Below are 21,840 nucleotides of genomic sequence, written 5' to 3'. Positions count from 1 at the left end.
CTTTAACTTGTAAAACAATATGACTATTATCATTGCCAGTAAGCATGATTAAGAAACATCGTGTTCCAAAACTGCCAACCCCGACACTATAGCGGATAATATCGGAAATGTGAAAGTTTGCGAGAAGAACCCGAACATCTTGACGAACATTTTCGCGATATTTATTGTATCCTTTAACAATCTGTTGATAACGCACGGCGCTAAGATGGCGTGCACGTGGTGGGTTATCCCGAAAAACAAGGTGCCCTTGATTATTGATAGTTGCCATTTTTTGAATTATTTCTTCTGAATTACTACGCTGGCTTTTTTTCAGAACATTATTAAGGACTATTTGCATCTGTGTTGAAACATCCCCAAAAGACTCAATCGCTTTCCCCATGTCTTCATAGGCAAATGAAAAATAAAACAGTTGGGAAAGGCTCATCTTATTGGCGCTTTTGATAGTATGGCGGTAGGTCTTAGTCGTTAATTGAAGGAGGTGGTAAAGGTCATTGCGATCAAAACCGTTCTCTTCGCCCGCTAGTTCAGCACTAACTAATAACCGTTTTAAATCACTTTCCCAATTTCCGATTCGGGCTTCATCAAAGTCATTAAGGCCAAAGAGAAGCTTGCGTTCAGGGGAGGCGTAAAAGCCAAAATTGTTTACATGAGCATCCCCACAGATAATTATGGGAAGATTGCTTTGGGCTTGTCGTTTAAGGTCATGTTCCATTAATTCAGCAGTGCCGCGGAAAAATGAAAAGCGACTGGCAAGCATTCTTTGGTGGCGCAATGGAAGCAACTCGGGGATCATGTTAGCTTCAGTGATCTGGATTATCTTGACGGGGTCGCGATCAACTGGCATGAAGGTTCCTAACATGTCACTAGAGACTTCTTTTTGCTGCCGCTTACCATTATTTTCCAATTCAGCTTTAGTTTTATTGATTTGAATTTTTCGTAAGTCAAAGATATCGAGATTTTGATTGATCAACTAGCCAACGGCTTTTAACCCTTTATGCAGAATATTAACTGCCGCATTAATATCCCGATCGTGATGGGCCCCACACTTTGGACACGTCCATTCACGAATTGCGAGCGGTTTGGACCCACTATGGTAGTCACAATGACTACAGATTTGACTGGTATAGTTGGGCTTGACAGTAATGAGCTGTTTACCATACCAGTCACACTTGTATCCCAGCATGGTACGGAATTGATGCCAACTAGCGTTGGCAATGGCCGCGGCAAGATGATGATTCTTTTGCAGATTCTTGACTTTCAAATCTTCAATGACAATCACATCGTATTGCGTGACCAATGCCATCGTCAGCTTATGCAGGTAATCGCGCCGCTGATCAGCGACTCGTCGTTGATAGCGAGCTTTCTGAATTCGAGCTCGTTGCCAGTTCTGGTAGTCATTCAGTTCCTCTTTGACGTCCTGATGGTTATGGTTCCATTGACGGACACTCACCGTGGCTTGATGACGGCGGTGACTATACTTAGACTGCCAATGTTGCGCCTGTTGAGTTAACCAGACAGCGTCAAATTTAGCATACTTATGGCCGTCACTAGTAATGGCTAAATTAGTTGCGCCAACGTCAATGCCGACCTGTTGACTAGTCTTCGATAGTGGCTGTACTGTGGTCTCAACCTGTAGTGACAGGTAATAACGACCTGACGGATCGTAACTAACCGTATAGCGTTTGATCTTACAATGAGTTAACTGGCGAGTTTTGCTGGTTTTAATATAGCCAATTTTGGGTAAATTCAAATAGCGGTTCGCCACTATTTGAATTTTGCTTTTACCAGTATAGGACTGCTTAGCAGACCGTCTGGATTTAAAGCGTGGGTAACCACCCAGATGCTTAAATAATCTTTGAAAGGCCTGATATAAGTTATGATTAACAACTTGGAGACTGGTAGAATCACTACGTTTTAGAAATGGATATTCCTGCTTCAAAGGTTTCAACAATACATCCATGCCATATTGATCAACAAACTGGCTATTAGGATTGTTTTGATAACGTTGTTTTGCCATATCAAGCATCTGGTTCCAAACAAAGGGGTCATTGCCAAACATTTGACATAGTTGAGCTTGTTGTTGCTTGTTGGGATACAAGCGAAGCTTGATCCCTTTCAAAACTGTGGTCATTTATTCATAAGAGTGTCGTATTTTTTCAATTTGACGAGACCATTGACCCTTAAATTTTGGAATGTTTAACGGCTCATTAATAGCTGGATCATCTTTTGCCGCTTGAGTCAGCCCTTCTACTCCTCCAATATCATCTAAGATTCCATTTCCAAAACCGCTAACAATTTGGGGACTAGTATGAGCTGGAAGTCGTTTCGGCTTTACTTCCTCAAACTTAATTTTAAAGTTCCACATATCACCAAAGTCATATATTAGGTTATATTCATGGTCAAGATTACAATCGCCTACCCAACTTTGAGTAATATCTTTTGATTGACCAAAGCCACTATCAAGAATCGGCAACTGATAGTGAGTATTTCCTTGATGCAGTTCAAATAAGTGGTGTCCGTCCGCGTTAAATGCTGCTAAAATTGCAAAGCACAACATGTCCAGGCGCATATCACCGCTGACGGTAAATCGCCGCCACATTTTAGGATGATAATCACTTAGCTCAACATAAATAGTATATTGTTTATTAACATATTGGATTGCATGCTCGCGTTGATTTCTTACTTGCCGCTGCATATCACGAATTATACGTTGTAGGTGGTACATCCGCTGTTTAGAACCAAGATCTTTTAGCCCCTGACTAATTGCTTGAACAAACAAATCGTAGTCCTCACTAGAGAAAAGATCTTCTGCCCGTAAAAACTTTCCAAATTCGCGAAAGGCATCACTTTTAGAATGAAAGCCGGTATCAGTCGGACGATCATTATGTAGTTTTTCATAGTTAATTAAATAGTGATAGACCAAGGTAATATCGTCAAGAACAGATTCACCGAGTGCCTCACAGTAGCCGATATAATCTGCAGCACAATCTAAATCTCGATCAACGATGCTCTCGCTCTTCCCACGACTTTCTAAATAATCTTGATAATCATCTAAAATCTTTTCTCCGACCGCCGTTGCATTCATGATATCGTTAATTGAAAGTGAGCGGTAAAGATAGCGACGGTTATGTTCATTAAGTTTAGGGTGAGTAGCCACCTTAAAGTCCGTAACTGAATAGTCTTCAAAAATATCCATTACAACATATTCTTCATCCATTGTCTTATTGGTAATACGTGTCTGTTCCGCTAATTGAAGCGCAATTTCAGCATTGGTCGGGTCTTTTTCCCAATCAATAATTGAATTAGGCCCCATCATGAGGTTCTGATACATCTGCAATTGCTGTTGAGTTTCTGGCTGAATTTGGCGTGTAAATACTACTTTGCTAAATTGGGCGTCACGAATCATCCTAATTTTTGCATGAGGAATTGGCGAAACTTCTAATAAACTTAAGAATTCACGCTTAAATGCCGCAATAAAAGATCGTGAGTCATTAAAGCGTTGAGGATAGCGTACAATAATTGGCAACGACATTAAGTTATTCATAATAATCATGAATTCACCAGTAACACGAATTGTCCAAACATTTGTCTCTAATAGATCAGATGGTGCAATCACCTGTGAATTAATATGCAAATGTTGGGCAAGTGAATTTTCCACTGCAATAATCACTTAGTCCTCACTAACACGTAATACACAAGCTCCCTTAATATCGCCATGTTTAACATAGCGTAATGCTTCATCAGCCTTTGCTAGTGGATATTCGTGTACTTCAGGATGGATATTGAGACGGTCAGCTAATGTTAAGAATTCTTCCCCATCACGACGGGTATTGCTCTCAACACTCGTTAATGTCTTTTCGTGGAATATTTCTTTTTGGTAATTCATCATTGGAATATCAGTCATATGAATGCCAGCTAAGGCCAAAGTCCCGCCTGGAACTAGACTAGCTAAGGCCGGTAATACCATATCACCAACTGGCGCAAAGATGATTGACGAATCCAAAGGAACCGGCGCAGGGTCATAGGATCCTTGAACAGAAGCACAACCCAATTCCAGGGCGAATTTCTTTGCATCCTCACCACGCGTAAAGACATGCACTTCAATTCCCTGTGCAAGTGCAATCTGGGCCGTAATGTGCGCTGAGCCACCAAAGCCATATAGCCCTAGGCGGCCACCAGCGGGAACATTGGCACGTTCAAAAGCCCGATAACCAATAATCCCGGCACATAATAATGGAGCTGCCTCTAGGGAATCAAACTTTTCCGGAAGCCGATATGCAAATCCTTCTGGAACCGTGACATATTCTGCATAACCACCATCATGATCCCAACCGGTATAAAGTGAATGAGGACAGAGATTCTCATGACCCGAGCGACAAAACTTGCATACCCCACAAGCATGCCGGAACCATGGAACCCCAATTCGCTCCCCAAGCTTAAATCGTTGTGTTTCTGGTCCAAAACCGACAACTTTACCAACAATCTCATGACCAGGAGTAACGTGTTCGTGGTGAACCGGCAAATCTCCTTCTGTCACATGCAAGTCTGTATGACATACCCCACACGTTAATACCTTAACAAGGACTTCTCCCCGTTTAGGAGTCGGCACGGGCTTTTCGGTAAATTCAATTGGTGATTTCTTACCATCAATCGGCCCAGGAGTTGTGACTGCCCAAGCCTTCATTGTTTTCGGAATAGCATTTTCGCGTTTTTCCATTTATTTCTCTTTTTCAATCTTAATTGTCTTAATAATAACGTCTTTTTCAGGCTTATCCATCGCATCTCGCTTAACTTTGCTGATCTTTTCGACAACATCCATTCCGGATAATACTTGGCCAAATACGGTGTGATGGAAGTCAAGCCACGGTGTACCACCATGTTTTTCGTAATAATCAATAATCTCCTGCGGGTATCCAACAGCCTTCATTTGATCAATCATATTTTCTGGAACATGTTCATTAGTGACAATAAAGAATTGACTGCCATTTGTGTTCGGACCAGCATTAGCCATTGACAGAGCACCAGTGAAGTTAAATAATTCTTCAGAAAATTCGTCTTCAAATGGGTGACCATAAATACTTTCGCCACCACGTCCGGTTCCAGTTGGGTCACCACCTTGAATCATAAAATCAGGAATAACCCGGTGAAAAATTACATCGTCATAATAATTTTTCTCTGCTAATTTAACAAAGTTTTCAACCGTTTTAGGTGCGTACTTTGGAAAAAGTTGGGCCGTAATTGTTCCCATTGTAGTTTCAATTACTGCTTTTGGTCCTTTAACCTCATCCAATGATAATTGGGGATATTTCATTCATTCCTTTTTTGTAGTTAAGAGATCCCATAGTTTTTGCTTGGGAGCTGTTAATAATTCAGTTGAACGAGTAACAGCTGACAGACGGAACGATTGTTTTAACGGGCTAGTAACATTTATGGAATGGATATTATCTTCTGGGGTAATCGCCAAACTTGTTAAATAAGCAATTCCAAGATTTTCTGCAACCATGGTTTTGATAACGTGAATGTCAGCGGTTCGGTAGATGACTTGGGGACGAAAATGAGCTAAATGAGAAATTTGCTTAAAAGCTTGCTCATGAAAGAATTCAGTATCAGGAACAATAAAGCGTTCATTTTTAAGCGTAGCAAAATCAATCTCCTTTTTAGCAGCGAGGGGATGACGCTTGCTAACAATAATCTTAAAGGGATACTCAGCCAGTTCAGTAGTTTTTAGCCCCACTTCCTTTAGGGGGTTAAGCGATCCAAGCAATGCCAAATCAAGGTGACCGTGTTTAAGCATCTTGAGAATTTCCTTAGAACCATGCTCAGAGGTTTCCAAGTGGCTTAAAAGGCCTTCTCGCATTAATAGCGGGGTTAATGGCGGAAAGTAGTAATTGCCGATAATAGGTGGCAGCCCAAAGCGAATACTGGATGATTCAGCTTGATTGATTTCTTGGTGAGCAATCTTTAATTCGTTTAAAATAACGTCAACGTGAATGGCGAATTGCTTACCAGTCGGCGTGATATGCAATTGTTTATGGACATGGTCACGAACAAAAAATGACGTCCCAAAATCTTTTTCTAGTCGTTGGATAGCCATTGTAATAGTAGGTTGACTGACATTGAATTTTGCTGCAACTTGCGAAAAATTTTTATATTTTACCAGTGCTTGATAATATTTTAGGTCGTTTAATTTCATTTAATATTGAGGCTTCCAAATTTTCTCTTCTACCGCTTTCTTCGCATCGGTAATTCCATCGCCTGCTAAGCCTTGGTCGATAGCAGATTCGGCTACTCGTTCAGCCACTCGCTTAGAAAATTCTGTTAACTTAGAAACAGGAGGTAATACCGCCGCTCCTGGCTTTTCAGGATCAACCAAGCCACTTAAAGCATGAGCAGCTGCAGCAAGCATAGTATCATTTAACACTTTAGCTTCAGCAGCCAAGGCACCAAAACCAACTCCAGGATAAACTAACGCATTGTTAGCTTGCCCAATTTGGTAAACAGTTCCGTTATACTCGATATCTTTAACCGGAATTCCCGTTGCAATCAATGCTTTTCCATCAGTCCACTTGAGAAGGTCGGCTGCTTTTGCCTCTGCTAACTTAGTTGGGTTAGAGAGTGGGAAAATAACAGGCCGTGGAGTATGGGCTGCCATTTCCTTTACAACCGCTTCATCAAAACTTCCTGGCTGAGTAGATGTACCAATCATTACTGTTGGGTGAACAGCTTTAACAACCGCAAGTAAATTAGTTAATTCATCAGCATTAGCAAATTCGCTCCGTTGACGGGTAAATGGCTTTTGCTTTGGTGTTAAGCCGGGCGTATCGTCAAACAATAATCCTTGCTTGTCAACAAGGTAGAAGTGCTTCTTTGCTTCTTCGGGTGTGAGGCCTTGACGGATCAATTCGTCATAAAGCATCTTAGCGATTCCCATTCCAGCAGTACCCGCACCAAATGTTAAGAATGTTTGATCCGTTAACTTTTCTTTTGAGATATTCATGGCTCCTAGCACACCAGCTAAGGCAATAATTCCGGTTCCTTGAATATCATCATTAAAGGTCAAAATTTTATCCTGGTACTTATCAAGAATCCGTGCAGCCGTTCCCCGACCAAAATCTTCAAAGTGTAATAAACTCTTAGGGAACAATCCTTCAACTGCATCAACAAACTTATTGATGAAGTCAAAGTAAGGTTGTCCTTCAACCCGCTTCATCCGATTGCCAAGATAGTGCGGATCCTTAAGTAATTTTTCATTATTCGTCCCAGCATCAATAGAAACCGGGAGCACTTGGGATGGATCAATCCCAGCCGCTGCTGTGTAAACCATTAATTTCCCAACAGAAATGTCAACCCCATTTACACCCCAGTCACCAATACCAAGGATTCCTTCAGCATCTGTAACAACGATAAGGCGAATATCACGACCATCAGCGGCATCAGCAAGTTCCTCTTTAATTAAGTCAGGATGCTCAATGCTCAAATATGCAGCATCTTGCGGCTTAATGTAACGTTCATTATATTGCTCAATCGCCTCAGCAATTACGGGATCATACACAACTGGCATAAATTCCGCAATATGTTTTTCCATTAAGTAGAAGAAAAGCGTACGGTTAGTATTGAATACTTCCATCAATAGGTGACGTTGTTCAATCTGTGAGTTCTTAGATTGATATAACCGGTAGATTTCGTCTGCCTGTTCCTCAATCGTTCTTACACAAGATGGTAACAAGCCTAATAAACCATACTTTTTTCGTTCTTCAATTGTAAAAGCAGTTCCCTTATTCTTAAAGGGATCATTTAATATTTGCATTCCTTTACGCAACATTTATTTATCACGATCAACGTTGGTCATCTTAAGCATGTCCATCCATTCATCGTATTGTTCTTCCGTAAGCTTACCAGACTTCAAAGCAGCTTCTTTTAATGTGCTACCAGCTTTATCAGCAGCTTGAGCAATCTTAGCACTGTCATGGTAACCAATGTGTGGTGACAAAGCAGTAACAGTCATCAATGAATTATCAACTAATTCTTCCATCCGCTTTTCATTAACTGTCATTCCGTGGATCATCTTGTCAGCAAATCCAGTAATTGTTCCAGTTAATAAGTCAGCTGATTCGAGGAATGCATCGATTAATACTGGCTTGTAAACATTCATTTCGAAGTTACCTTGTGATGAAGCCATTGTTACTACAGTATCGTTACCGAATACCCGTAAAGCAGCCATTGTTACAGCTTCTGCTTGAGTTGGGTTAACCTTACCTGGCATGATTGATGAACCTGGTTCGTTAGCTGGGATATTTAATTCACCGTAACCAGCACGCGGACCAGAAGCTAAGAAACGAATATCTTGAGCAAGCTTGAACATGTCAGCTGCTAATGTCTTCAAAGCACCGTGAACAACATCTAAACCAGAGTGGTTAGCTAAACCGTAGAACTTGTTTGAATCAGCAGTCAAGTTTAAGCCGTAAACTTCGCTAAGCTTTTCAGCAATCTTTTCAGGCATTCCTTCTGCAGCATTCAAACCAGTACCAACAGCAGTACCACCAATTGCCAATTCATCTAATGTTGATTCCAAAGTCTTAATGTAATCAAGGTCATGTTCTAAGGAAGCAATATAACCAGAAAGTTCTTGACCAAATGTCAATGGAACAGCATCTTGCAAGTGAGTACGTCCAACTTTAACAGTCTTCATGTACTTCTCTTCCTTAACCTTTAATTCATCAATTAAATGTTGAACAGCTGGCTTCAACTTATCAAGCGCTTCTAAAGCAACTACATTCATCGCAGTTGGGAATGTATCGTTTGAACTTTGACCCTTGTTAACATCATCATTTGGTAAGATTTCAATGTCAGGGTTAATTTCATGAGCCTTGTGCGCAACAACTTCATTAGTGTTCATGTTGGTTTGGGTACCAGAACCAGTTTGGTAAACCTTTAATGGGAAGTCCTTCCGCAATTCTTCATCACTTAATGCGAGTAATTCATCAATCGCCTTAACGATTAAATTACCCTTTTCTTCAGAGATAGCTTTAGTTTCCATATTAGCTTGAGCCGCTGCCTTTTTAATGTTCAATAAAGCACGGATAATTGCTAATGGCATGTATTGACCGGTTGGAAAGTTATTCCGACTCCGTTCTGTTTGTGGTCCCCATAATGCTTCAGCAGGGATTTTAACAGGACCTAACGTATCTTCTTCAGTACGGTATTCTGACATTTACTTTAAGCCACGGGCGTAAACAGTTACTTGTTGACCTGCTTGACGTCCAAAGACAATTGTTTCTGCAATTGAGTTACCACCAACACGGTTATTACCATGTAAACCACCAGCAACTTCACCTGCAGCATATAATCCCTTGATTACATCCCCATTACCATCAAGCACTTGAGTCTTTGTATTAATATGAATACCACCCATAGTGTAGTGAATTGCAGGTGCAATATGGATTGCAAAGAATCCTGGCTTAGTAATTCCACGATCCATTCCTGTTGTCCGATGGAATTCTTTATCGTCATGATTTTCAACAGCTTCATTCCATGTTGCAACTGTTTTCTTTAAGTTCTCAGGATCCATGTTGAGGTTCTTTGCAAGATCTTCAATCGTATCGCCATGAACAACAAGACCAACTTTATCGTAAAATTCAATTGCCTTAGCATGGTCACGAATACCTTGGTCAAAAATTAAGTAAGCACTGTGTTCTGGAAGGGAAGTAATTGCATTAGAAACAATCTTTCGAGTGTTTAATTCGTTAACAAACCGATTACCTTCAGCATTAACTAAGATTGCACCTTCACCACGGACAGCCTCACCAATAAGGTAAACATGAGGATTATCTTGTTGAACAGTTGGGTGAACTTGTACAAGATCCATTTGCATTAATTCACCGCCAACGCCTTCAGTAAGCTTCAAGCCATCACCAGTTGCTCCTGGTTGATTGGTAGTCTTGTAATCAGCAAGGTCAGGGCGGAACCGCTTCATGTATTCCTTAGAAGCACCAAATCCACCAGTAGCTAAGATAACAGCCTTTGCGTGGATGGTTTTAATTAGGCCATCAGCATTAGCTTCAACACCGATTACCTTACCCTCATCATCTTGTAAGAGCTTGTTAACTTTAACCTTATTAAATACTGGAATGTTTTCCTTTTGAACAACTTCCAATAAACTTTTTACTAAGAAACCACCAATTGGCGCCATACTTGCTGGACGGTGAGTACGCTTACGAGACATTCCACCAGTAATTGTAATGTCATCAAGCTTAATCCCATGATCAGCTAACCAGTCGATTGCTGGAGCTGTATGATATACAAAGTAACCTAGCATATCCTTATCGTTTAGACGTCCACCATCTTTGTATGTTTCATGGTAGAAATCGGCAACGTTATCAATTACTCCATGTTGTAATTGCACATTGGTTTCAGCGGCGTTCATTCCTGAAGAAGCCCGGTTAGTATTTCCGCCAAGTTCTTCTTCCTTTTCAAGAACGACCGTCTTCATTCCCAATTCGTTTGCTTGAATTGCTGCGGAAAGACCTGTTCCACCAGAACCAATTACAATAACATCGTAATCATTATCTAATTTACTTACAGATAATGGTTGGAACTTTTCAGCCATTTAATTCTTAATAACCACACCATCTAAGACATCTTTCATCTTAGCAGCAGAGTATTTTAGTTTTTCGATTTCTGTATCCGAAAGTCCGTAATCAACGACTTTTTCTATTCCTGTTCGATTAACAATTGCAGGTATTCCAAGATACAAATCATTAATCCCATATTGTCCCATTAAAGGGGCTGATATTGGGAGCATGATATTACGATTTTCAATAATCGCTTTTACAATATAAGCAAGATATTTAGCTACTCCATAGAAAGTAGCTCCTTTTCCTTCGATAATCTTACCACCACGTTCTTTAACTGCTTTTTCAAGTTCACTATAGTCCTGAGCAGTTAAATCAGTAACTTCTTTTAACGGTTTTCCATTAATAGTGGCTTCATCGAATGCACCAAACGATGTATCTCCATGTTCCCCTAAAACTAAAGCATCAATTTCATTTACTGGAACATTTAACTTTTCAGATAAAAGTACATTCAATCGAGCCGTGTCTAATGAAGTACCAGTTCCGATAACACGATGCTTAGGGAATCCAGAAAGTTGTTGTGTCACTGTAGTTAAAATATCAACAGGATTACTTGATACAACAAAAATGCCGTTGAATCCACTTTCAACAATTGGGTTAACAATAGTTGAAAGAATCTTTGTGTTCTTTGAAACAAGATCCAAACGAGTCTCGCCTGGCTTGCGTGGAACTCCAGCAGTAATAACTACAACATCAGCATCTGTAGCATCAGAATAATCCCCTGCGTGAATGTTGACTGGACTAGTTAGTGGAGTAATATCTTGTAAATCCAATGATTCTCCAGTTGCCTTTTCTTTCTTTAGGTCAACAATAACTAATTCATCAATTTCTTGTGTTGTTTGAAGGAGTGAGAATGCGAATGATGATCCTACAGCTCCATCACCAACAAGCACAACTTTATGATGATGTCCTAACATCTACGAAATGCCAATTAGGCGCATCCAGAAGGTTCCAATAATACCGTAAACAAGTAAGTAGAAGATACCTAATATAAAGTTCATCTTCCACCATTCGCTCTGAGTAACGTAACCAGATGATGATAAAATCGAAGCTGGTCCGTTAGCATAGTGAGTAGTAGAACCCATGATAGCAGAAGTGAAGGCAAGGAGCATTGCAGTTAACATTGCTGGTGCTCCAGCAGCAATCGCTACAGAAACGAAAGCCGTGTACATTGCAGTAACGTGAGCAGTAGCACTGGCAAAGAAATAGTGAGCGTAGAAGTAGACAACTACTAATACAACTAATACCCAAATCCAGCTAACTCCGTGAAGGGCACCTTCAATACTGTTAGAGAACCATTTAATGAAGCCTAACTTAGTCAATTCACTAGCCATGAATACTAAGATTGAAAGCCAAATCAATACATTCCAAGCACCAGATTCGTTCAAGACGTCCTTAGTTTCCAACACGCCAGTAATAAGCAGAAGAGCAATTGCTAAGAAAGCCACAAAAGTCGCGTTAATAGCAGGAATAAAACTAGTCAACATCCATAAAACAAGAGTCAATAAGAAAATAAGCCCCATGAGCTTTTCAGAAAGCTTCATGCTACCCATCTTTTCAAGTTCGCTATTAGCCCAAGTCTTAGCGTTTGGTGTTTCTTTGATTTCTGGTGGGTACATCTTGTAGATAATGTATGGCACAGCAATTAAACAAAGTACACTAGGAAGAACTCCGGCTACAAACCATCCAACCCAAGTAATATTAATGTTTAATGTCTTAGCTAAGGCAACTACAACCAAGTTTGGTGCCATAGCCGTCATGAAGGTTGCGGAAGTAATCAAATTACTGTGGAATTCAGTGAAAACTAGGAAAGAACCTATCTTTTTCCGAGTACCTTTCTTTGGGTCAGACCCATAAGTTTCAGCTAAGGACTTAATAATTGGATAAACTACCCCACCAGCCCGGGCAGTATTACTTGGAATGGCTGGTGAAGTAACCAAATCAATTCCCATAATGGAGTATGCTAACCCCAAACTATGTTGCCCAAAACTACGAACAAAGACCAAAGCAATTCGCCGACCTAATCCCGTTTTAATAAAACCACGGGAAAGTAGGAAGGCCATTGCAATCAGCCATGATGACGAATTTTCAAAGGCCTTTAATGCCTCTTCCATCGGTACAATGCCAACCAAGACCATAATTGTGAACCCAACTAAAGTCGTTCCGGCAATCGGTAACGGCTGGGTGATACATCCCACAATCGTTGCTACGAAAATAGCAAACATATGCCAAGCAGCCATAGAAACGCCATCAGGACGGATCGGACCGCAGAACCATAAGATTAAGCCAACAGCAACGGGCCATGCCCATGCCTTAGCTTTAAATTTAGCTAATCCCATTTATCTTAACTCTTCAATAATTCGTAAAGCGATTGATTCTGTAAGTATCATATCAGTAAATAAACCTCCACGAAGGGCTCCTAAAGCGGCTTGATATTTTGATTTGCGTTGAACAATAGCAAAGCGTATAGGAACGTTAAGAATTTTATTTAAAGGGATAGAGAGAGTTTTATCGTTAGTGGGATGAATTAGAAAGTTACCGTTAATATCATATGGACGACCAAATGCCATTCCAGCAATTTGGTTTAAACTAACTCCTTTAAATAACCTCTTTTTATAATCATGCCAAGCAGGGATACTGTCTATTGATTGGAGAGTGCCTAATCCACAAACAATCATTTCCATTTTATTGGCAACCTTAAATGCTTCTGTAAAAGCCGGTTCGGAATATAGGTCATTTCTTGCTTCGTCATTAAGAATATAAAGTGGTCCGGGAATGGTGTAATAAGGACAATCATATTTGGATGCAGCTTTTTGTACCATTCGCATTGATGCGGCAGAAGATTTATATTTCATATTTTCACCCATAAATTGTGTGAAAACTAAATTGCGGGAAGAGTGTTTGCTGAAATGATCAAGAATAGTATAAATTGTTTCCCCCCACGATAATCCGATTATTTTATATTCTTTAATAAGAGATTGGATCTGATTAGCTGCAAAGTTAGCAATGATTTTATCGCGGTCCAAGGGGTTGCTTGGATCTTTAATAACATAGACATTTTTTATATCAAAACTATTTGATAATTCGCGTTCTAGTTGAGCATTTCGGTCATAATCTGTATGAATGCTTATATCAACAATCCCGCTTGAAAATGCTTCATCAAGGTATTTCATAATGAGGTAGCGACTAAGATTATATTTTTTAGAAATATCACTAATTGCCATTTTGCTAAGGTAATAATCTTGTGCAAGGTTACCGAGTAATTGTTGATGCTGTGAGTTCATCTAATCGTTATTCTTTTGACTTGCATAATGTTGAACAGCTTTAGCTACTGTATTTACTACACCATCATCAAATACTCCAGGAACAATTTTTTCAGCTGTTGGATTAGAAATCATATTTGCTAATGCAGAAGCAATTGCTTTTTCAAGGCCAAAATCGACTTTATTTAAATCAGCTGATAATAATCCTTTATATAACCCGGGAAATACCAAAATATTATTTACTTGATTTGGATATTGACTTGAGCCAGTTGCCATTACTGCTGCATCTGCATCTTTTGCAATTTGAGGATCAATCTCAGGCTTTGGATTTGCAAGTGCAAAAATAATTGGATTCTTAGCCATTGTCTTTACTTGTTCACTTGTTAAAACATCTGCATCAGAAAGACCGATAAAAACATCCCGATCCTTTACCGCTTCACTTAAATTCTTATAAGGAGTTTGATCAGCACTTTGTTTTACTAAATCTGTTTGATAATGATTATAATTTTGACTATCAACATGCACTGGCCCATCAATATCAACAAATGTAATATTTTTAATACCTGCCGCAAAAAGTAATCGAGCTGTTGCAACTCCTGACGCTCCAACTCCATTAATTATGACTTTCAAATCTTTCAGATTTTTCTTTACTACTCTAGCAGCATTAATTAATCCAGCCAAAACAACAATTGCTGTTCCTTCTTGATCATCATGATAAACTGGAATATTAACTACTTTAGACAATTTCTCTTCGATTTCAAAACAACGAGGTGCTTTAATATCTTCTAAATGAAAACCCGCAAAAGATTCCTGCATATTCTTTAATGTTGCTACAAATTCATTAACAGGAACTTGCTCAACAGTTAAAGGTAGTGCATTAACATTAGCCAAATCCTTATAAAGTAATGCTTTCCCCTCAACAACTGGAAGACCACCGGCTGGGCCAATGTTTCCTAATCCCAAAACAGCAGAGCCATCTGTTACTAATGCTACAAGTTTTCCACTAAGAGTATATTTATCCTTTAGTTCGGGATAACGTTCTATAAGCTTAGAGATTATCGCAACTCCTGGAGTATACGCTTCACCTAATTCTTTTCGATTTTTCACTTCAAATTGAGGTGCAATATTAAGTACTCCTTGGTTCTTAGCATGCATTGAGAGTATTTCTTTATCTTCCATTTATTTAATACTTCCTTCCTTTATCCGAGTTTGAAGCTCAGACCAGTTGTTTTTAATAAATTCGAGCGTTGTATCTGGAACATACTTTTTTACTAACTCAATATTATCATTAGCAATTGCTGCTCGTACCTTCGTTGCTGAAATAATATCCTGATCCTTGTTTTTCTTTCGATCAATAATCTTTACTTCAACATCAGGTGGTAGAACCCTATTTAACTCTTCATTATATATATTTGTTGTTTTGGAATATGGTTCATTCCCAAGATATCGAGATGTTATATTAAGTGGTTTTGCAATTTGTTCCTTAAAAAGGGTTGCATCCAAGGAAGCTTGAAATCTTCCAACATTTTGATCATCTTTTAAAAAGTATGCTGGAAACGTAGCATAACTAACCATGTATTCCTTACCTGGTACTACTATAACATTTGGTAAATCAGCCACTCCAGCTTTAACTAATTTAAAGCGTTCAGAAAATGAAAAAATAGAAACATCTTCACTAACAACGAAAACATACACATGATCATTTTCTTTACTAGCAGTTTCAACTAGGTAACGATGTCCGTTTGTAAAAGGATTAGCGTTCATAACAATTCCCGCGATCTTGTTTCTTTCTTGATCGTTAAAGTGTGGCAAAGACGAAATATAGTCATGAATATCAGGGGTTCCACTTTCTAATACAGTTCCTTGTTCTACTTTTGCTAATTCATGAAATCCAACATACTGGAAACTTTGACTATATTGTGGTTTCGTAAAAACAAACAAATGAAAGCGCCCCATCATTGCAGCTTCGTTTTCTAATTTACTAACCAAACTGTTAAATGTTTCACCATGTCCCTGAACTTTTGAACAAATTGCAATATACTTCAATACATTACCAGCAATTGATCCAGTTGCTAAAATCTCACCATTTTCTTCCCATACAAAAGTCTTATCAATAGAAGATGTTTCTTTTTCAGAAAAAACTTCAATTCCATTGAACCGCAAGAACTTTTGCCACTTGGTCAAATTGCGTTTTAAATGAATGTTAATTTCACGAACTTCCATTTAAAATACCTCCCAGTCTGGTTGATCTGCTGTATCAAGAGCACGTTGAGCAGCAGCCATTGTCCGTGCTTTAATTACACAATCTAAAGCTCCTTTATCCACAGCTTTAACATTGGCATTATCAATTCCATAAGCAGTTAAAGTATCAGTAATCACCTTACGAATTTGATTACCATAAAGTTCTTCCACAGAGGAATCTAAGTCAATGTTGATACCATTATTACCTTGGCTCAAAGTAATTTGAATATCGGAAGATTCCAAAGTTCCTGCTAATGCAGTCTTCTTAATATCCATTTATTTTTCAATGTATTCGCCCTCCTCATTGATCAAGTTAGAAGCCTTTGCTAAACGAATTACCCGTTGTGCACGTAATACAACTGGGCGGTCAACCATTTGACCGTTCATTGAGATAACACCTGAACCCTTTTGGTGTGCTTCTTCAATTGCAGCTTCAACGTCCAATGCATTTTCAATTTCTTTCTTGGTTGGTTCATAAATCTTATTTACCCAATCAATTTGACGAGGGTTAACAAGAGATTTACCGTCAAATCCTAATTCATGAATGTGTTCAGTTTCACGTTTAAAGCCTTCTACATCATTCATATTAGTAAAGACAGTATCAAAGGCTGCAATACCAGCGGCACGTGCTGCATGAAGAATCATGTTTCGAGCAAACTCAAGTTCTGCTCCATCTGGGTAACGATGAGTCTTCATATCAGTCGTATAGTCTTCAGCAGAAAGTGCCAAACCAATCATCCGGTCAGTACTTGCAGCAATTTCTGGTGCATTAAGTACTCCCTTAGCACTTTCAATAGCTGCCATAACATGCGTTGTCCCTGGCTTAATACCAAATTTGTTTTCAGCTTCTTCTACTACTTTTACAAGATCTAGCATCATTTGAGCTGATTCTACTTTTGGCAAACGAACAACTTGAATACCAGCTTTTACCATTGCGAAAACATCATTCTTAAAAAATGGTGTATCAATTCCATTAACACGAACAACTAATTCTGAATCACCATAATCTTGTGTTTGAAGAGCTTGATAAACTAACATCCGGGCAGCATCTTTTTCTGCCATTGAAACTGAATCTTCCAAGTCAAACATAATGGAGTCGGCACCGTAAATACCAGCATCCTTTACCATTCCGGCATTGTTACCTGGAACAAACATCATTGTCCGACGTAAACGTTCTTCCATTTAGTCCTTAATTTGTTTAATTTCATCAATTAAAGTACCATCACGATATTCAACAAGTGCAACTGTTCGATCAGTATATTCAATCTTTTCTGGCTTACCAACAATCTTTTCTGCATGTTGTTGTAATTCTTCAATTGAAATCAATGGAATACTTGGCACATTCTTGAATGCTTCAATTAAATCTTTACGTGCAGGATTTACAGCAACCCCTACTTCAGTAACAACAACATCAATTGATGAACCTGGGGTAGTTACTGAATTAACAGCTGGTACAATTGTTGCAATCCGACCACGAGTTAATGGGGCAGAAATAATTGTCATCTTTGCAGTACCAGCATCTTGGTGTCCACCAACAGCACCACGAATTTCACCATTAGATCCAGTTAAAACATTAACATTGAAATCAGTATCGATTTCCAAAGCAGAAAGAATTGCAATGTCCAGTTGATCAACCATTGCTCCCTTGTTATCAGGATCAGCATACCATGATCCGTCAATTTCAATTTGACCAGGATTGCTCTTCATACTTGAAGCAGCACCCTTATCAAAATCTTGAACATCCATAACTTTCTTTACTAATCCTTCTTCTAAAAGTTTAACGATTGGCGAAGTAGTTCCACCACAAGTAAAGGAAGCAGTAATGTTGTTATCAATCATTGCTTGACGAAGGAAACGGGTAACAGCTAAAGCAGCTCCACCAGTACCAGTTTGGAATGAGAAACCTTCTTTAAAGTATGGAGAATTTACAATTACATCATTAACCATCTTTGCAATCTTCAATTCTTTAGGATCCTTAGTGAAACGTGTTGCACCACTACCAATACGGTCTGGATCCCCAACTTTATCAACTTTTACAACGTAATCTACTTGTGTTTGTTGGATTGATGCAGGTGTATTAGGATAATCAGCAATTGTATCTGTTACAAGAATAACTTTATCTGCGTATTTGGCATCAACTAATGCATAACCTAATGATCCCAAAGCTGACTCACCATTCATACCATTAGCATTTCCCATTCGATCTGAGTTAGGAACACCAATAAAGGCCACATCAATTTTAATGTTTCCATTTTCAATTGAACGTGCACGATTACCATGTGAACGGAAAATAACCGGATTCTTTAATAAACCGTGAGAAACGGCTTCTCCAAGACTTCCACGCATACCAGAACTAGTAATGTTAGTAATTGTACCAGCCTTAATAGCTTCGATTACCTTATCATTCATTACCCCAGTTAACGATGATGGAGCCAAAGTTAAGTCTTTGTAACCCATCTTGATGATTTTATCCATAACCATGTTAAATACAAAGTCACCATTACGGAAGTGGTGGTGGAACGAAATTGTCATCCCGTCCTTCAAGTTATTCTTGATAACATCATCTAATGAATCTACTAACTTATCGTCACCCTTGGTAACACGAACATCATGACCAGTATAGTGAACAATTGGATGACCAATTTCAGTAGTTTCAAATGGCTTGTAGTTTGTTGAATCTAAAATTTTATCTGAAATTTCGCGTCCGACTTTATTTTTCAATCACTTGTTTTGAAGTCCATCAGGTAAACCTTCCTTCACTAAAGCTAAAAAGATAGTAACTATTAATAAATCAGCAGTACCTCCAAGGCTTAAATTTTGCTGAGTAAATTTTTCTTCAATTTCAGTTAATTTTTGTTGCCCAGCTTTAGTCCTTATTCCACCAAGACTTAAACACTCTTTAATTTCTTTATTTTTCCATTCTTGAATAGCCGGATCCCCCGCTCTTTTAATTAAGGTCGAATCTTCAATATGTAAAGCTAATTCTAAAAAAGTTATTAAAATTCGACTATTCCAATCATAGTTTGATGTTAATAAGGTCGGTAACCCATACTTAAAAACTGTCGGGTATCCAGCGTGTGCTTCTCCTCGAATACCAGAAAGGCCGTATTTTAAATATTGTTTCTCACCCGCAGTTAAAATTTTTTTCGATGAAAGGTGTTTTAGATCATCATTAATCAAATTTTTTAACATCTTTTTAATCACGTTTTTAATATCATTTGCATCAAATCGTTTTAGATGCTGTAAGCTGTAGGCTGTTGCTGTAACAAATACTCCCAATGAAAAAACTGCTCCTTTATGAGTATTAACATTATTTGTAGCAACAAACATTGTTTTCTCAGCTTTTTTACCATATTCACGTAACTTTTCAAATATCAATGATAAATTAGCAGAACGACTCATTATTCCCAGTAATGCTGCTTGATGAAGATAGTTACGCAAACTAATAGAACTATTAATAAACGTAAATATGTCCATATCTAAGTGTGCTCCATGTTCAACTGGATCCACTAATCCGGGCTTAGGCCAAGCAGATACTTCATATAAAAGAGCTCGTTGTGCAAGTTGAGTTAACCAATTTGCAATGTTTTCTTTTTCTTGATATACCAATTCTACGCAAACTAGCTGACTAACTTTTTCTTGTAACTCTTCAACCGAATGTCGACGGGAGCGACCACATTCTTTAGCTGGGCGACCACAAATTAAACACTTTCTAGCAGGTTGATTTACATCTGACCTTGATAGTGATTTTATTGTTCCACTATCATTAGCCAGCACATCTAAGTCAAATAAACGATAACTTGGCTTCAATTCTTCAAAATGACTCGTAATCTCTTTTACTAAAATTGCTCCCGTATCAACAAGATAGAAGCGTTCTGGACCGGTTTTCTTATCCAGCCACTCTTTTTTTGAAATAAAAACAATTCCAGCATCTAATAACATTTTTTCAAATTCATTGAGACCAGCTATAAAAAATGACTCTATCTTTTTATTATTCTTTATTGGACCAGGAATATTTAATTTAGCTGCTACAACAGTCATTGATGGATTAGTTTTCAATAACTGGTTTTGTATTTTTACACGCTCATCCTTATTTTTTAAAACGGCAAGAATGTCTTGGTATTCACCGTGATCAAAAATAGTTTGCATTTATTGATGTTCTTTTAAGTAATTGTCCATTATTTTATTAAATTTGTTTGCTTGTTCTGCCATTATTACATGACCACTTTGATCAACAGCTTGATGCGAGATAAACTGTGGATTAGCTTGTCTCATAACATCCGCAAATTTACCATTAAAATATGGACTTTGATTTGCGGTAACTAACAATGTTGGAATATTAATTTTTTCAAGTGTTAATCGCCAATCCCGTTTAGCGTGATCATAGAGTAAGGGAAGATTTTCGGCCCTAATAAATGGAAACATTTCTTTTTCTGGCTCTAATTTTGATATTACTTGAGATGGTACCCCATTTAATGTCTCTCTAACATTACCATGCTCTTTCAATTTTAATTTATACGATGCCCTTGTGACATCCATATATCCATAAGGCCATTGAACCGTATTAAGCATCTTTGGAGATTGATCAATTGCTATTACACCACTTAACGGAAAATCAGTATAATATGATAAAAATCCATATATTACAGATGCTCCCATAGAATGCCCTATTAGAAAAGGTTTTGTTACATTCAAATGATTTAATAGTTCATACAAATCCTTTATTAAAGGCTCAATAGAATCTAACTGCTCATCTCTAGTTGATGCTCCATGATTTCGCTGATCATACGTAATTACTTGATAACCTTGCTGAATTAAGTTTTCAATTTGTAAACACCATATTTGTTGATAGCCGCCAAAGCCATGAATTAAAACAACTGGTTTCCCAGTACCATAAATATAGTAATTAATTCTTATCCCATCACTTGTTTTGAAGTCCATTCAAGCGACGGGAGTAATTTCTTTTAATTTAGTGATTAATTGCTGCTCATCATCGCTTAAAATGTAATCCTCCCGTGTAGCAAGCGAAATAAAAAATTTTTCCGGAATTGGGTCTTTAATATCGAGGGCGACAATTCCTGGTTCATCCTTTACCGCATCTTTAACCATCAAACTAATTCCCTTATTTTGCCGTACCAACTCTTTAATCCAGGAAACATTTGGCACCTTATAAATTGCCATTTGTGGATTAATTTGGGCATAGGTAGAATAGGCTTGAAAGGCAGCTTTATGCACATATTGCTGGTCATAATTAATAAAGATTTCGTTAGTTAAGTCTTGAAAACTGACTTCCTTTTTCTTTGCAAGCGGATGATCAGCACTTACGATGATACTAAATGGTCGCGCAGTTATTAATTCCGCAAAAATACCGTTTTGATCAATTGGTGCAATCGAACCCAGCATGGCAATATCGATCTTTCCTGCTTGTAATTCACTTAGCAATTCATGCGACCCCACAGAAACGATTTTTATTCGTTGAAGAAGCTGCTTAGAAAGATTGCCGATAATATGTGAAATATACATTTTTCCAATAATTGGCGGAAGACCGAATTTTATTTGTCGCTGATCAGACCGTGCTATTTCTTGATGGGCAATGTCTATTTTTTTGTTTATCGCCAACGCTTTTTCATATAGTAACTGCCCACTGCGCGTAATCATTTCATCCCTATGAACACGATCTTTGCGCACTAATTTTGTGTCAAATT

At 38.4% G+C, this 21,840-nt stretch carries 20 protein-coding genes (2 of these 20 cut by a window edge); all 20 read right to left on the bottom strand.

All coding sequences use genetic code 11. The features are described from left to right. Tightly spaced (each overlapping or abutting the next), the 20 genes in view from HHK02_RS02025 to HHK02_RS01930 form a layout consistent with a single transcriptional unit that may run on beyond the window. Nucleotides 1-970: the 5' portion of a DUF2252 domain-containing protein gene (locus tag HHK02_RS02025; RefSeq protein WP_181462698.1), read on the bottom strand. The gene continues 428 nt to the left of window position 1, outside the view; 970 of the gene's 1,398 nt are visible here — the first part of the coding sequence; its start codon is at nt 968-970; the stop codon falls past the left edge of the window. Beyond that, nucleotides 971-2,131 carry an RNA-guided endonuclease TnpB family protein gene (locus tag HHK02_RS02020; protein ID WP_180874804.1) on the bottom strand — a complete coding sequence of 387 codons (1,161 nt, stop codon included), beginning with the start codon at nt 2,129-2,131 and terminating at the stop codon, nt 971-973. Further along, nucleotides 2,132-3,670: an IS1096 element passenger TnpR family protein gene (locus HHK02_RS02015; protein ID WP_078009682.1), complete on the bottom strand. Its 1,539-nt coding sequence runs from the start codon at nt 3,668-3,670 to the stop codon at nt 2,132-2,134. Continuing rightward, nucleotides 3,671-4,717, bottom strand: coding sequence for a zinc-dependent alcohol dehydrogenase family protein (locus HHK02_RS02010; RefSeq protein ID WP_078009663.1), 1,047 nt, complete (start codon nt 4,715-4,717; stop codon nt 3,671-3,673). Continuing rightward, complete coding sequence (locus HHK02_RS02005; protein ID WP_003670720.1) at nt 4,718-5,311, bottom strand: peptidylprolyl isomerase; 594 nt, start codon at nt 5,309-5,311, stop codon at nt 4,718-4,720. It abuts the gene before it with no gap. Next, a complete protein-coding gene (locus HHK02_RS02000) occupies nt 5,312-6,193 on the bottom strand; it encodes a LysR family transcriptional regulator (protein WP_003670718.1) in 882 nt (293 codons plus the stop codon). Continuing rightward, nucleotides 6,194-7,822 carry a malolactic enzyme gene (locus HHK02_RS01995; RefSeq protein ID WP_152744425.1) on the bottom strand — a complete coding sequence of 543 codons (1,629 nt, stop codon included), beginning with the start codon at nt 7,820-7,822 and terminating at the stop codon, nt 6,194-6,196. Further along, entirely contained in the window at nt 7,823-9,211 is a 1,389-nt protein-coding gene (locus tag HHK02_RS01990) for a class II fumarate hydratase (RefSeq protein WP_003670715.1), read from the bottom strand. Further along, nucleotides 9,212-10,606, bottom strand: coding sequence for a flavocytochrome c (locus HHK02_RS01985; RefSeq protein WP_181462697.1), 1,395 nt, complete (start codon nt 10,604-10,606; stop codon nt 9,212-9,214). It lies immediately after the preceding gene. Then, nucleotides 10,607-11,548, bottom strand: coding sequence for an L-lactate dehydrogenase (locus HHK02_RS01980; protein ID WP_152744420.1), 942 nt, complete (start codon nt 11,546-11,548; stop codon nt 10,607-10,609). It lies immediately after the preceding gene. After that, nucleotides 11,549-12,970 (bottom strand): DASS family sodium-coupled anion symporter, encoded by a 1,422-nt coding sequence (locus HHK02_RS01975; protein ID WP_098046803.1) that lies wholly within the window; start codon nt 12,968-12,970, stop codon nt 11,549-11,551. Then, nucleotides 12,971-13,915 (bottom strand): sugar-binding transcriptional regulator, encoded by a 945-nt coding sequence (locus HHK02_RS01970; protein WP_035159809.1) that lies wholly within the window; start codon nt 13,913-13,915, stop codon nt 12,971-12,973. Continuing rightward, on the bottom strand, nt 13,916-15,073 hold the full coding sequence (locus HHK02_RS01965; protein WP_003670706.1) for an NAD(P)-dependent malic enzyme: 1,158 nt from the start codon (nt 15,071-15,073) through the stop codon (nt 13,916-13,918). Continuing rightward, nucleotides 15,074-16,117, bottom strand: coding sequence for a [citrate (pro-3S)-lyase] ligase (gene citC, locus HHK02_RS01960; protein ID WP_152744418.1), 1,044 nt, complete (start codon nt 16,115-16,117; stop codon nt 15,074-15,076). After that, complete coding sequence (gene citD / locus HHK02_RS01955; protein ID WP_003670701.1) at nt 16,118-16,411, bottom strand: citrate lyase acyl carrier protein; 294 nt, start codon at nt 16,409-16,411, stop codon at nt 16,118-16,120. It abuts the gene before it with no gap. Then, nucleotides 16,412-17,317 (bottom strand): citrate (pro-3S)-lyase subunit beta, encoded by a 906-nt coding sequence (citE, locus tag HHK02_RS01950; protein ID WP_003670699.1) that lies wholly within the window; start codon nt 17,315-17,317, stop codon nt 16,412-16,414. Further along, nucleotides 17,318-18,856: a citrate lyase subunit alpha gene (gene citF / locus HHK02_RS01945; RefSeq protein ID WP_152744415.1), complete on the bottom strand. Its 1,539-nt coding sequence runs from the start codon at nt 18,854-18,856 to the stop codon at nt 17,318-17,320. After that, nucleotides 18,857-20,284 carry a triphosphoribosyl-dephospho-CoA synthase CitG gene (gene citG / locus HHK02_RS01940; protein ID WP_152744413.1) on the bottom strand — a complete coding sequence of 476 codons (1,428 nt, stop codon included), beginning with the start codon at nt 20,282-20,284 and terminating at the stop codon, nt 18,857-18,859. Beyond that, the gene (locus HHK02_RS01935; protein WP_152744411.1) at nt 20,285-21,076 is read right to left on the bottom strand and encodes an alpha/beta fold hydrolase; all 792 of its coding nucleotides are present in this window, start codon (nt 21,074-21,076) and stop codon (nt 20,285-20,287) included. Beyond that, nucleotides 21,077-21,840 carry the 3' portion of a LysR family transcriptional regulator gene (locus tag HHK02_RS01930; protein WP_181462696.1) on the bottom strand. 124 nt of this gene lie beyond the right edge of the window, so the window shows 764 of its 888 coding nt (coding positions 125-888); the start codon falls outside the window, past its right edge — the gene reads right to left on this strand; the stop codon is at nt 21,077-21,079.

This window comes from Limosilactobacillus reuteri (assembly GCF_013694365.1).
In the GTDB taxonomy this organism is placed as follows: Bacteria; Bacillota; Bacilli; order Lactobacillales; family Lactobacillaceae; genus Limosilactobacillus; species Limosilactobacillus reuteri_E.
Note: the sequence above shows the minus strand (reverse complement) of the source record. Positions and strands in the feature narration are given on the sequence as shown.